Here is a 13,594-nt window from a genome sequence, read left to right as displayed (position 1 = left end):
CTGCGCGTGCGTGATCTGCGGATCGCCTACGAGGGACGCGAGACGGTGCGCGGCGCGAGCTTCGAGGCGCGCGCCGGAGAGGTCGTCGCGCTGACGGGCCCGTCGGGGGCGGGCAAGTCGGCCGTCGCGCTGGCGCTGCTCGGGCTGCTGCCGCGCGGCGCGACCTGCGCGGGTGAGATCCACCTCGCCGGACGGCCTGTGCACGGCCTGGGTGATCGTGCCTGGTCGCGGCTGCGTGGCGCGTCCATCGCGCTCATCCCCCAGGACCCCCTCGCGGCGCTGACGCCGGTGCGGAGGGTCGGCGCGCAGGTAGCCGAGGCGGTACGGGTGCACGCGGGACGCGACGGGGCCCGCGCGCGGGCCGTGGAACTCCTCGTCCGGGTCGGCATCCCCGCCGACAGGTACCGCGCCTACCCGGCCGAGCTGTCGGGCGGCCAGCGCCAGCGCGTCCTCATCGCGATGGCGCTCGCGCACCGCCCCGCCGTGGTCGTCGCCGACGAGCCGACCGCCGCGCTCGACCCGGCCGTCCGCGACCAGGTCATGGACCTCCTGTGCGCCCTGTGCCGCGACTCCGGCAGCACCCTCCTGCTCATCTCCCACGACACCTCCCTCGTCGCCCACCGCGCCACCCGCGTCCTCACCCTCCAACACGGCACCCTCACCCCCACCTCCGGCGACGCGCCCACGGCAACTGACCCCGCTCAGCATTCCCCGCCCGAGTCCGAGCCCGGTGGCGTGCTCACGGAACCTGACCCCGCCCACCGCTTCCCGCACGGGCCCGAGCCTGGCGACGCGCCCACGGTGACCGACCCCGGGTGCGGTTCCTCGGACGACGTGGGGCCTTCGGTGGGGGGTGCGCCCTTGGATTCGGTGGGTCCATTCGAGACCGGCCTTGGGCGTGGTTCCTCGGATGACGCCGGGCCTTCGGTGGAGGGTGCGTCCTTGGATTCGGTGACTCCATTGGAGAGCGGCTCTGGGCGTGTGGCTTTGGGTGGTGCGCCTTCCGTGTTGGCTTCGGGCGGTGCTCGTGTGCGCGCGGGGGGCGGAGCGGCTTGTGGGCCTCCGGTGTTGGTGGTGCGGGAGTTGGTGCGGACGGTCGGTGGGAGGCGGGTGCTGGACGGGGTGTCGTTGGAGGTGGGGCCGGGGGAGATCGTGGGGCTGGCGGGGGCCTCGGGCGTGGGGAAGACGACGCTGCTGCGGGAGGTGCTGCGGCTCGCCGCGCCCGAGCGGGGCACGATCGCCGTCTACGGGCGGGACACCGGCGGGCTCGGGCGGCGCGAGCGGCGGGCGCTGCGGGCGCGGATCCAGCCGGTGTTCCAGGACCCGTGGGCGTCCCTCGACCCGCGGATGACGGTCGGCCGTACCGTCGCCGAACCTCTGCGCGTGCACGGCAGGCCCGTCCAGGGCCGGGTCGAGGAACTCCTCCGCCTTGTGGAGCTGCCTCCCGAGCTCGCCGCCCGGCACCCGCACGCGCTGTCGGGCGGCCAACGCCAGCGCGTCGCGATAGCGCGCGCGCTGGCCCTCGCGCCGGGCCTGCTCCTCCTGGACGAGCCCGTCTCCGCCCTCGACCCCGGCGCCAAGGCGGGCGTCGTCGCCCTGCTCGCCGACCTGCGCGCCCGCCTCGGCCTGTCCTGCCTCCTCGTCTCGCACGACGCCGACGTCCTCGCCGCCCTGGCCGACCGCACCCTCACGCTGCACGCCGGAAGGACCACCCCATGAGGTCCACCCCACGACCCGCCCCGGCCCGCCCCCTGGGGGTCGGCCGTCTTGCCCGGCTGATACGGGTAGGGGTCGGGTGGCTGATCGGGGTTGTGGTGGTGGCGGGGTGCGCGCCGGTGGCGCGGGTGCCCGTGGCGGAGGCCGGGGCGTCGGATCTGGGGCCCGCGGCGCGCGGGGAGGTGCGGGACGGCGGGGTGCTGCGGTGGCCGCTGCCCGCGTTTCCGGCGCAGTGGAACTTCCACCATGTGGGCGGCATGGACGGGGCCGCCGACCTCGTGCTGCGGGCGGTCCTGCCGTATCCGATGAAGTCCGACGACACGGGCCGCGTCACACCGGATCGGGACTATCTGCTCGACGCCCGGGTGATCCGGCGTTCTCCGCAGACCGTGCGGTACCGGGTGAACCCGGCGGCGCGGTGGTCGGACGGCCGCCGGATCGGGGTGCGTGACTTCGCCGCCCAGGCGCGGGCCCTCTCCGGACGCGACGAGCGGTTCCCGATCGCGTCCGCCACGGGCTACACGGAGATCGCGAAGGTACGCGCGGGAAAGCGGGACGGGGAAGTCGTCGTCGTCTTCCGCAGGCCGTTCGGCGACTGGAAGGCGCTGTTCAGCCCCCTGTACCCGGCCTCGACGTCCGCCGATCCCGTCGTCTTCGACCGCGGCTGGCTGAACGCGATACCCGTCACCGCGGGCCCCTTCAAGGTGCGGGCGCTGGACGCCAGGGCGGGCACGGTGACGGTCGAGCGCGACCCGCGCTGGTGGGGGCGGCCCGCCAGGCTCGCCGAGATCCGCTTCCGCGCCCTGGACGCCGCCGCCAGGGCGGGGGCGTTCGCGAACCGGGAGATCGACCTGCTCGACGTGGGCGGCGACGTCGGCGCGTACCTGCGGGCCGGGTCGCTGCCGTGGGCGCGGGTGCGGCGCGCGGCGGGCGCCGACTGGAAGCACCTGACCCTCAACGCCGCGCGCGGCCCCCTGGCCGATCCTCGGGTCCGCAGGGCGGTCCTGCTGGCCCTGGACCGGGAACTGCTCGCCAGGGCCGCCCTGGGCCGCCTGGACGCCCCCGTGCGCACCCTGGGCAGCCACTTCTTCGTCGCGGGCCAGCCCGGCTACCGCGATCGCGCCCCCGCCCGCGACCTGGCCGAGGCCCGGCGGCTGCTCGCGGGTGCCCGTCCCGTGCTCAGCTATGTCATTCCGGCGGGGAACACCGCCTACCGGGAAGAAGCCGAACTCGTCCAGGCGCTCCTGGCGGAGGCGGGCGTCCGGGTGGTGCTGCGCCCGGTGCCGCCGAACACGATGATCGCCCAGTACGTCGCGCGCGGCGACTTCGACATCGTCGCGTTCTCCTGGCTCGGCGGCCCGTTCCCCGTCTCCTGGATGACCTCGGTGTTCACCACGGACGGCGGCCAGAACTTCACGGGCGCGGGCGACCCGAGGGTGGACACGCTCCTGGCCAAGGCGGGCCGCACCCTCGACCCCGCGCAAGGCCGCCGTCTCGTGGGCCGCGCGGACACGCTCCTGTGGCGGACGGCCGCCGTCATCCCCCTGTACCAGCGGCCCCAGCTCGTCGCGGTGGACGCCCGCCTGGCCAACATCGGGGCGACCGGCCTGGCGAGCCTGTCCTACGAGGACATCGGGTTCCGCAAGGGGGACGACGTCAGGGGAGCGGGATCTCGCGCGCTATCCGGGACGGAATGAAGCGGACGTTCCAGATGTACAGCCTGAGATCCTCGGGGCTCGCCGTCTCCGCGACGGGCTCCTTGGTCGTGGTGCGCACCAGGAACGCCGCGCCGGGCGGCATGTAGGTGTCGCCCGCCTCGGTGGTGGGCGGCTTGGCCGGGTCGAGCAGCCCCGTGATCACGTTTGTGGTGGGCGGGCTGCACAGGCCGGGGTCGGTGCCTTCCTGGTCGGCGCACCTGTCGGTGCCCGCGTCCCCCTCGGGGAGGAACAGTTGGGCGGGCGCCTCGTAGGGGGCGGTCTCCTCGCTCTTGTTGGTGATGACGTAGTCGATGTAGGCGTGGCCCTCGTCGTCGATGCCCGCCTCGGCGGCGGCCAGCGAGTAGGCGACGTCCTCGCTGTTGGTGACGTTGAGCGGGGTGCCGGTCTTGGGCTTGGGGACGGTGGGAAGGCCGGTGACGGCGGCGTTCCCGGTCGAACCGGGCCCGCCCTCGGCGGCCGAGCCGTCGGGGCGGAGGAGGAGGAACGCCGCGCCGGTGACGGCGACGACGGCGAGCGAGACGCCGACCAGGACGGCCGGTCCGCCGCTCGTCTTCTTACGCCGCGCGGGCATGGCGCGGTGGCTGCGGTGGCTGCCTGACAAGGAGGTTCCCGGGGAGTGAGGAAAGGGGTGGGTGGCGCAGCAGCATAGTGGAGCGATCCGCCCCGCGCCTACCCCAAACCGGGAGAAAACCCCAGGTGGGGGGACAAATGGGGGTAAGTCAGGGCAGGGTGACGAGCCGTGCCTTGCGGTCCTGAATGAACCTCACGTTCCAGACGTACAACCCGATGTCGTCGGCGCCGAGTTCCTGGACCTCGTCGTCGGTGATGATCCGGACGAGATACTCCGCGTGCGGGGGCATGTACTCGTCCACGCCGTCGCTCACGACGTCGGGGGAGCCGTCCACGGGGCCGAGCACCTCGGTGGAGTTGGGCGGGGTGCAGAGGTCGGAGGGTGCTCCCGGCTGCTCCATGCACGCGGTGGCCGTCGACTTGTCCTTGGCGACGAAGAGGTCGCCCGGAGTCTCCAGCGGCACCTGGGCGTCGCCCGCGTTCGCGATGACGTACTCGGCGTACGCGCGGCCGTCCTCGGCGCGGCCGGCCGCGACGGCGGAGATCCGGTAGCTGTGGCCGTCGGTGTCGGTGAGCGTCAGGGGCTCGCCGGTGGCGGGCCGGGGCAGCCCCGCGGCGCCGGGAGCGGGCTCCTCGGCGCCGGCGCCGGTCTGGCGGGCGATGTAGGAGCCCGCGGCGATCGCCGCGACGGCGAGCAGGCCGACGAGTGCCGTGGCGGCCACGACGGTGCCCTTGCGGCTCCGCTTCTTGCGCCGGCTTCCTGGTGAACGGTGCGATCCAGACATTGGAACGTCCAATCTGGGGAGCTCGTCCGGAGCCTAGCGCATGGTTGTCCGTGCGATCTGATCAGGGTGTGACAGGAGTGGCGTGGCGCCGAGCCCGCGCAACGACGCGTCGAGCACCTGCGCCGGATGCGCCACCGCGATCTCCGTGCCCCGCCGGGCCAGCGCGGACGCGATCTGAGCGGTGCAGCCCGGGTTGGCCGCTATCAACAGCTCGGCTTCCGTGGCGCCTACCTGGATCGCCTTACGCTCACCGAGCGCGTCGGCAGCCTCCGGCTGGAGAAGGTTGTACGTCCCGGCCGAGCCGCAGCAGACGTCGGGGTCGGCCACCTCGCGCAGATCCAGGCCGGGGACGCCCCTGAGGAGCTCGCGCGGCTGGCTGCGGATGCCCTGGCCGTGCGCCAGGTGACAGGCGTCGTGATAGGCGGCGGTGACTTCCACGGGGTGTCGTCGCGCGCGCGGGCCGAGCTCGGAGAGGAACTCCGAGAAGTCCCGCGTCCTGCCGCTCAGCGCGGCGGCGCGCGCCGCCCAGGCGGGCTCGTCGGCGAAGAGCGCGGCGTACTCCTTCATCGCCGAGCCGCAGCCCGCCGAGTTGACGACGATCGCGTCCACCCGCTCGAACGCCTCGATCGTCGCCCTGGCGAACGCCTTGGCCTCCTCGGTGCGCCCCGAGTGCAAGGACAGCGCCCCGCAGCAGCCCTGTCCCTTGGGCACGAGCACGTCGCAGCCCTCCAGCGCCAGCACGCGCGCGGTGGCCGAGTTGACCTGCGGGAAGAACTCACGCTGCACACAGCCGGTGAGCATCCCGACGGCGGCGCGCCGCTCGCCGCGCGCCCCGATCCGCTCCGGCAGCCGCCGCGCCCGCCCGAGCGGGGGCGCGAGCCGCTCCATCGCGGCCAGGGAGGGGCTGAGCCGGGCCAGGACGGGCTGGACGACCCTGCCGAGCCCGCTGGCCTGGTAGAGCCGCAGCGGGCCCCGTACGGCCCGCAGGCGGCGCGGGTACGGGAACAGCGCGAAGATCGCCGCGCGCAGCGCCCGTTCCGGGACCGTGCGCGGATGCTCCCGCTCGACCTCGGCGCGGGTGTGGTCGATCAGCTTGTCGTACTGGACGCCGGACGGGCAGGAGGAGACGCACGCGAGGCAGCCCAGGCAGGCGTCGAAGTGGCCCGCCATCTCCGGGGTGAGCGGGGTGCCCTCGTGGTGCTGGGCCATGAGGTGGATGCGCCCGCGCGGAGAGTCCATCTCCTCTCCCCACAGCACGTAGGTGGGGCAGGTCGGAAGGCAGAAGCCGCAGTGGACGCAGTCGTCCAGGAGCGCGCCGAACGGGTCGTCCCCGGTCGGGGCGCCCGCGCCCGCGTCGGGCGTGGCCTCGGACACTAGACACCTCCGATGAAGCGGCCGGGAGAAAGCCGGTGGCCGGGATCGAACTGGTCCTTCACCCTGCGCGTCAGGGCGAGCGTGGAAGACGGGCCCCACAGGTCGAGCTCGTCGTGCAGGGCGACGGGCGCGTGACGCACGATCGCCGTCCAGCGCGCGCGCAGGCGGACCACCAGTTCGGCCGCCTCCGACGCGGGGACGGCGAGGAACCAGACGCCGCTGCCCGCCGAGCCCCGTACCCGGACGCCGCCCACCGAGAGCACGTCCGGCAGTTCGCTGGGCTTGGCCCGCAGCTCGACGAGCACCTCGCCCTCGGGGTAGGCGCCCCACCACGCGGGTTCCTCGCCCACACGGGCGTCGCCTCCGAGCAGCCTGACGGCCTCCGCCGCGCGCGCTTGGGCGGCGGAACCCTCGAACAGCGCGACGACCTCGGACCCTGAGGCGTCGCCGTCCAGCTCGATCGCGCTCGGCACCAGCGGGGAGTGCAGCAGCGCGAGGACGGCTTTCAGGGGCTCCCTCCCCGACACCGTGACGTAGGCATGCTGTGCGGGCACGGGATGCAGGCGGAAGGAGGCGCGCACGATGAGGCCCAGGGTGCCGAACGAACCCGTGTAGAGCTTCCCGAGGTCGTATCCGGCGACGTTCTTCACGACCTTGCCTCCGGACTTGACGATCGCGCCGTCGGCACGCACGACCGTCACGCCGATGAGGAGGTCCCGGGGCGTCCCGTACAGGAGGCGCCGCGGGCCCGCCGACGCGGTGGCCAGGGCGCCGCCCACGGTCGCCTCGACGGGGGAGTCCAAGGCGAGCTGCTGCCCTGCCGGGGAGAGGACCTCCGCGAGACGGGCCAGCGGAACCCCCGCCTCGACGGTGACGACGAGGTCGCCCGCCGCGTGCTCGACGACCCGGTCCAGCGACCGGGTGTCCAGCAGCACGTCGCACGAGCGCGGGACACCGCCCCAGTGCAGCCGTGTGCCGTTGCCGCGCGGCACGACGGTCAGCCCCTCGGCGTGGGCCCGGCGCAGCGCCTCGGCAGCCTCCTCGACCGTCTCAGGCCGCTCCACGCGCACCGGGCGGACACCGAGGACCTCGTCGCCGGGGCCGCCCGGCCTTGACGCCGACATCAGTACAGCTCCCCCTCCGGTTCGCCCCGCCGCACGCGCGGGATCTCGCCGCACAGGCGCGGCGTAGGGAAGACCTTGCCGGGGTTGCACAGCCCGGCCGGGTCCAGGGCGCAGCGCAGTAGCTGCATCGTGTCGAGGTCGGCGTCGGTGAACATGCGCGGCATGTACCGCGCCTTGTCCACGCCCACCCCGTGCTCGCCGGTGATGGAGCCGCCGTGCGTGATGCACAGGTCGAGGATGGCGCCCGAGACGCCTTCGGCACGCTCTTCGGCGCCCTCCTCCGCGTCGTCGAAGAGGACGAGCGGATGCAGGTTGCCGTCCCCGGCGTGGAACACGTTGGCGACCTTGACGCCCGACTCCCGCGACAGCCTGTCGATGCTCGCCAGGACGCGCGGAAGCGACGTCCTGGGGACGACGCCGTCCTGGACGATGTAGGCCGGGGAGATCCTCCCGACCGCGGCGAACGCCGACTTGCGGCCCTTCCAGATGAGCGCCCTGTCGGCGTCGTCACGGGCCACGCGCTGCTCGAACGCGTCCAGGCACAGCGCCTTGACCTGCGCGAACTGGTGGGCGACCTCGGGCTCCGGGCCGTCCAGCTCCACGATGAGCACCGCGCCCGCGTTCTCGGGGTACCCGCACGCGACAGCAGCCTCGGCCGCCTCGATCGCGAGCGCGTCCATCATCTCGATCGCCGCCGGGACGATCCCCGCCCCGATGATCGCGCTGACGGCCTCGCCCGCCTGCTCGATAGAGGAGAACGCCGCCAGGAGCGTCTGCACGACCTCCGGGTTGCGGGTAAGCCGGACCGTCACCTTCGTGGTGATCCCGAGTGTCCCCTCGGCCCCGACGAACGCGCCGAGCAGGTCGTACCCCGGGCCGTCGTCCAGGGTGACGATCTCGCCTTCGGGCGTCACGATCTCGCAGGCGAGCACGTGGTTGGCGGTGAACCCGTACTTGAGGCAGTGCGCCCCGCCCGAGTTCTCCGCGACGTTCCCGCCGATCGAGCAGATCTGCTGGCTCGAAGGATCCGGCGCGTAGTGGTAGCCGTCGGGACGGACGGCCTTGGACACGTCCAGGTTGATGACCCCGGGCTCGACGACGGCCCTCTGGTCGTCCAAGTCGATCTCAAGGATGCGCCGCATCCTCGACGTCACGACGAGGACCCCGTCCGTGCGCGGCAGGGCACCGCCGGAAAGGCCGGTGCCGCTGCCACGCGCGACGTAAGGGACGCCGCGCGCCACACACGCGCGGACCACCGCGGCGACCTCCTCGGCCGCCTCCGGCAGCACGACCAGGCCCGGCCGCGCCCGGTGGACGGTCAGCCCGTCGCACTCGTAGGTGCGCAGCCGGACGGGGTCGTCGATCACAGAGTCCGGCCGAAGGACGCGCCGGAGTTCTTCGGCCAGACCCTGGAGCATCGGTGCGCTCCTTACGGGAAGCGGACGTAAGCCGGCGTGGTGAGGAACTCGCTGTAGTCGTCGGCGAGGGTGACCTCCTTGAAGAGCGCCACCGCCTCGTTGTACCGGTCGGAGTTGTAGGCGTCGCCCAGCTCTTCCTGGATCTTGGCGAGTTCCTCGTCCAGGAGCGTGTTCACCAGCTCCTTGGTGATGAGCGTGCCGTCGGGCAGCTTGACGCCGTTGTTGATCCACTGCCACACCTGCGAGCGGGAGATCTCGGCGGTGGCCGCGTCCTCCATCAGGTTGTGGATGGCGACCGCGCCCGAGCCGTTCAGCCACGCCGCCAGGTAGCGCAGCGCCACGTCGATGTTGTTGCGCAGACCCGCCTCGGTGATCTCACCCGGGGTCTTGTCCACCGACAGGATGTCGGCGGCGGAGACGCGGACCTCCTCGCGGAGCCGGTCGCGCTGGTTCGGCTTGTCGCCCAGGACGCCGTCGAAGACCTCGCGGCAGACCGGGACGAGGTCCGGGTGCGCCACCCACGAGCCGTCGAAGCCGTCGCCCGCCTCACGGGTCTTGTCGGCGCGGACCTTCTCGAACGCGATCCGGTTGACCTCCTCGTCCTTGCGGGACGGGATGAAGGCGGCCATGCCGCCGATCGCGTGGGCGCCGCGCTTGTGGCAGGTACGCACCAGCAGCTCGGTGTAAGCGCGCATGAACGGCGCGGTCATCGTGATCGCGTTGCGCTCCGGCAGGACGAACTGGGCGCCGCGCGAGCGGAACTTCTTGATCACCGAGAACAGGTAGTCCCAGCGGCCGGCGTTGAGGCCGGCGGAGTGGTCGCGCAGCTCGAAGAGGATCTCCTCCATCTCGAACGCGGCGGGGATCGTCTCGATGAGGACGGTCGCCCGGATCGTCCCGCGCGGGATCTCCAGGGTGTCCTGGGCGAGGTTGAAGACGTCGTTCCAGAGGCGGGCCTCCAGGTGCGACTCCATCTTCGGCAGGTAGAAGTACGGGCCCTTGCCCTTGGCGAGCTGCCTACGCGCGCTGTGGAAGAAGTACAGGCCGAAGTCGAAGAGCGAGCCCGACACGGTCTTGCCGTCGACCGTGACGTGCTTCTCCTCCATGTGCCAGCCGCGCGGGCGGACGACGATCGTCGCCAGCTCCTCGTCGGGACGCAGCGCGTAGGACTTGCCGGTGCGCTCGTCGGTGAAGTCGATCGTGCGGTCGAGGGCGTCGCGCAGGCTGAGCTGGCCCTCGATCATGTTGTTCCACAGCGGCGTGTTGGCGTCCTCGAAGTCCGCGAGCCACACCTTGGCGCCCGAGTTGAGGGCGTTGATCGTCATCTTCCGGTCGGTGGGGCCGGTGATCTCGACCCGCCGGTCCTCCAGGCCCGGGGCGGGCTCGGAGACGCGCCACGTGTCGTCGGCGCGGACGCCCGCGGTCTCGGGCAGGAAGTCCAGCGTGCCGCCGTTGTTCAGTGCCTCCTGCCGCTCGGCGCGCTTGGCGAGCAGCGCCAGGCGGCGCTCGCCGAACTCGCGCTGCAGGGCGCCCACGAACTGCAGGGCCTCGGGGGTGAGGATCTCGTCGAAGCGCTCGTTCCTTGGTCCGGTGACCTCAACGCCCATCTCGGGACCTTCCTGTCGTGTCTCGGGATCGTTCACATCCGTGCGGTGGATGCCGCCCGGTTTGGAGTTGTCCGGGCTGGTTTTCACTAGACGAAAACCTACTTCTGAGTAATGAAAAGACTAGCCGACCGGTGCCCGGCGCGTCCAAGCGGGGGGCGTCCCGGGGCGGGGGGCGAGGTCAGCGCGCGGAAATCGAGGTGAGATCGTCACCTCCGCGTGGCAGGCTGGGGAAGAACCCGCCGGTCGGCGGCGTTGAGTGAACCAGGAGGAACATGACCCTGAACAACGAGTTCGGCGCCTACGAGGGCCCCGAAACCACGGGCGAGTACGAGCTCGCCGAACGCCACGCGCTGCGGCGCGTGAGCGGCCTCTCCACGGAACTCGCCGACGTCACCGAGGTGGAGTACCGCGCGCTCCGGCTGGAACGCGTCGTCCTCGTCGGCGTGTGGACCGAAGGCACCCTCACCCAGGCCGAGAACTCGCTGCGGGAACTCGCCCTGCTCGCCGAGACGGCGGGCTCGGAGGTCCTGGAGGGGCTCATCCAGCGCCGCCTCAAGCCCGACCCCGCGACCTACATCGGGTCCGGCAAGGCCGAGGAGCTCGCTGACGTCGTCCTGGCCACCGGCGCCGACACCGTCATCGCCGACGGCGAGCTGACCCCGTCGCAGCTGCGCACCCTTGAGGACATCTCCAAGGTCAAGGTCATCGACCGCACCGCGCTGATCCTCGACATCTTCGCCCAACACGCCAAGTCCCGCGAGGGCAAGGCCCAGGTCGAGCTCGCGCAGCTGCAGTACCTGATGCCGCGCCTGCGCGGCTGGGGCGGCAACCTGTCCCGGCAGGTCGGCGGCCGCGCCGCGGGCGGCGTCGGCATCGGCGGCCGCGGCCCCGGCGAGACCAAGATCGAGCTGGACCGGCGGCGCATCCGCACCCGGATGGCCAAGCTGCGCAGGCAGATCGCCGAGATGTCCAAGACCCGCGACACCAAGAGGGCCGTCCGCCGCGCCCGCAAGGTGCCCGCGGTGGCCATCGCCGGTTACACCAACGCGGGCAAGTCCTCGCTCCTGAACCGTCTGACGGGCGCCGGGGTGCTCGTGGAGAACGCGCTGTTCGCCACGCTCGACCCGACCGTCCGCAAGGCCGTGACGCCGTCCGGGCGCCCCTACACGCTCGCCGACACCGTCGGGTTCGTCAGGCACCTGCCGCACCAGCTCGTCGAGGCGTTCCGCTCCACCCTGGAGGAGGTGGCCCAGGCCGACCTCATCCTGCACGTCGTGGACGGCAGCGACGCCGACCCCGAGGCGCAGATCGAGGCGGTCCGCGAGGTGCTGTCGGAGGTCGACGCGGCCAAGGTGCCCGAGCTCATCGTCATCAACAAGTCCGACGCCGCCGACCCGCTGGTGCTGAACCGGCTCCAGCGCGAGTTCCCGCGCAGCGTCACCGTCTCCGCGCGCACCGGCGCGGGGATCGACCGGCTGCTTGAGCTCATCGAGGCCGACCTGCCCGAGTTCGACCGTGAGCTGCACGTGCTCCTTCCGTACGCGCAGGGCGCGCTCGTCGCGCGGATCCACGAGCAGGGCGAGGTCACCAAGATCGAACACCGCGAGGACGGGACGGAGATCATCGCCCGGGTGCCGCGCCCGCTGGCCGCCGAACTGGAGCGCTTCGAGGTGGCCCCTTCGGGTCAGTGAATCTCCTACGTTTCGCCCACGTTTCACGGGCTCGCGCACTACGCTGAGGAACTCGGACGGACCGTGCCACGTTGGTCGTGTCAAGAGCTTGTCTCGCAGGCCAGACGTGCACTACCGTGACGAAACCGATATCTCCGGTCTCGTCGTCCCGATGCTCGGCGCCCGCGTCGACGCAGCGGCCAAGTACCGCCCTTCGGCAGCCAGCCGGACGGCATCAGCGAGAGCAGGTGGCTCTTGACGCTCCCGGTCGACCCCTCCCAGCGGACGGTTCGGTGACACGACTATGACGGTTCGTCTGCTGACGAACATCGGACGCCTGTGGACGGGCACCGATGTCTGCAGCAATGCCGCCATCCTCATCCACAACGACAGGATCGTGTGGGCGGGCCCGTCCGCCGACCTTCCCGCGAGCGTCCCCGGCGTCATCAACGACATCGTCGACGTCGACCACGTGGAGAACCTCGGCGGCGGGCTGGTCACCCCCGGCCTCATCGACGCGCACGCCCACCCCGTCTACGCGGGCAACCGCTGGGCGGAACTGGCGATGCGCACCAGCGGGGCGAGCCCGCAGGAGATCGCCTCGGCGGGCGGCGGCATCGGCTCGACCGTCACGGTCACCCGCGGCACCGACCCGTGGACGCTGTGCTCGGCCGTCCGCGAACGGCTGCGCGCGTGGGTGATGTCGGGCACCACGACGGTCGAGGCCAAGACCGGCTTCCACCTCACCCGCGACGGCGAACTCGCCGACATCCGGATGCTGCGGTCGCTGGAGAACGAGCCGGCGATGCCGCGCATCCACGCGACGTTCCTGGCCGCCAACGTGCTCCCGCCGGAGTACTTCGGCCGTCGCCGCGACTACGTCGACGCCGTCCGCCAGTGGACCATCGACGCGCACGCCGCCGGCGCCGACAGTTGCGACGTCTACTGCGACGAAGGCCACTTCACCGCGGACGAGGCGCGCGCCATCCTGTACACCGCGCAGCAGGTGGGGCTGAAGCCGCGCCTGCACGCGTGCATGTCCGAGCGCAGCGGCGCCGCCCAGGTCGCCGCGGAGATCGGCTGCGCCTCGGCCGACCTGCTCACCGAGGCCACCGACGAGGACATCAAGGCGCTCGCCCACGCGGGCGTCGCCGCGACCGTCTGCCCGGCCACCGCGCTGCGGCACGGCCGCGTCCCGCAGGTGCGCGCCATGCTCGACCGCGGCGTCACCGTCGCGCTCGGCTCCGACCACAACCCCGGTGAGAGCGGCATCACCTCGATGCCGCTCGTCATCGGCCTCGCCGTCGCCATGTTCGGGATGAGCGCGACCGAGGCGCTGCGCGCGGCCACCATCGGCGGCGCGGCCGCCCTGCGCGTCAACGACAGGGGCACGCTGGCGCGCGGCATGTACGCAGACATCGTCCTGTGGGACGCCGACCACGAGGGCGCGTTCGCCTGGGCGTACGGGCTGCGGGCGCACCGCGTGTGGCGCGGCGGCGTGCCCGTCCAACCCTGATTCGTCCGCCTCTGACCGGTTTCGGAGCGTTCCCACGGGGTGCTCCGCACCGGAGTTCCCGTGGCGTGCGTGTTTCGGCAGACCGGAACCGGCAGC

10 protein-coding genes are annotated in these 13,594 nt (G+C 72.5%); 4 read left to right on the top strand and 6 right to left on the bottom strand.

The window, feature by feature from the left end; genetic code table 11:
* Positions 1 to 6: 6 nt before the first annotated feature.
* Both LO762_RS33260 and LO762_RS30935 read left to right on the top strand, forming a co-directional pair.
* The gene (locus tag LO762_RS33260; RefSeq protein WP_308104857.1) at positions 7 to 1,719 is read left to right on the top strand and encodes an ATP-binding cassette domain-containing protein; all 1,713 of its coding nucleotides are present in this window, start codon (positions 7 to 9) and stop codon (positions 1,717 to 1,719) included.
* On the top strand, positions 1,716 to 3,413 hold the full coding sequence (locus LO762_RS30935; RefSeq protein ID WP_230619785.1) for an ABC transporter family substrate-binding protein: 1,698 nt from the start codon (positions 1,716 to 1,718) through the stop codon (positions 3,411 to 3,413). Before LO762_RS33260 ends, LO762_RS30935 begins: the two co-directional genes overlap by 4 nt.
* Here the strand turns inward: LO762_RS30935 and LO762_RS30930 are convergent.
* The 6 genes from LO762_RS30930 to aceB form a co-directional block, all read right to left on the bottom strand.
* Positions 3,373 to 4,035 (bottom strand): hypothetical protein, encoded by a 663-nt coding sequence (locus tag LO762_RS30930; RefSeq protein ID WP_230619784.1) that lies wholly within the window; start codon positions 4,033 to 4,035, stop codon positions 3,373 to 3,375. The genes LO762_RS30935 and LO762_RS30930 overlap by 41 nt on opposite strands.
* 118 nt (positions 4,036 to 4,153) lie before the next feature.
* Entirely contained in the window at positions 4,154 to 4,726 is a 573-nt protein-coding gene (locus LO762_RS30925) for a hypothetical protein (RefSeq protein WP_230619783.1), read from the bottom strand.
* Positions 4,727 to 4,822: 96 nt separating this feature from the next.
* Positions 4,823 to 6,163, bottom strand: a complete 1,341-nt coding sequence (locus LO762_RS30920; protein ID WP_230619782.1) for a (Fe-S)-binding protein — start codon at positions 6,161 to 6,163, stop codon at positions 4,823 to 4,825.
* On the bottom strand, positions 6,163 to 7,287 hold the full coding sequence (locus tag LO762_RS30915) for an FAD-binding oxidoreductase (protein WP_230619781.1): 1,125 nt from the start codon (positions 7,285 to 7,287) through the stop codon (positions 6,163 to 6,165). Before LO762_RS30915 ends, LO762_RS30920 begins: the two co-directional genes overlap by 1 nt.
* Positions 7,287 to 8,705, bottom strand: coding sequence for an FAD-linked oxidase C-terminal domain-containing protein (locus LO762_RS30910; RefSeq protein ID WP_230619780.1), 1,419 nt, complete (start codon positions 8,703 to 8,705; stop codon positions 7,287 to 7,289). The genes LO762_RS30915 and LO762_RS30910 overlap by 1 nt, the downstream gene beginning before the upstream one ends.
* 11 nt (positions 8,706 to 8,716) lie before the next feature.
* Entirely contained in the window at positions 8,717 to 10,312 is a 1,596-nt protein-coding gene (gene aceB, locus LO762_RS30905; RefSeq protein WP_230619779.1) for a malate synthase A, read from the bottom strand.
* Positions 10,313 to 10,584: 272 nt separating this feature from the next.
* Between aceB and hflX the strand changes: the two genes are divergently transcribed.
* On the top strand, positions 10,585 to 12,003 hold the full coding sequence (gene hflX, locus LO762_RS30900; protein WP_230619778.1) for a GTPase HflX: 1,419 nt from the start codon (positions 10,585 to 10,587) through the stop codon (positions 12,001 to 12,003).
* A gap of 283 nt (positions 12,004 to 12,286) precedes the next feature.
* Positions 12,287 to 13,498 carry an imidazolonepropionase gene (gene hutI / locus LO762_RS30895; RefSeq protein WP_230619777.1) on the top strand — a complete coding sequence of 404 codons (1,212 nt, stop codon included), beginning with the start codon at positions 12,287 to 12,289 and terminating at the stop codon, positions 13,496 to 13,498.
* The last annotated feature ends 96 nt before the right edge of the window (positions 13,499 to 13,594 follow it).

The organism is Actinocorallia sp. API 0066, from assembly GCF_020991275.1.
Lineage (GTDB): Bacteria > Actinomycetota > Actinomycetes > Streptosporangiales > Streptosporangiaceae > Actinocorallia.
Note: the sequence above shows the minus strand (reverse complement) of the source record. Positions and strands in the feature narration are given on the sequence as shown.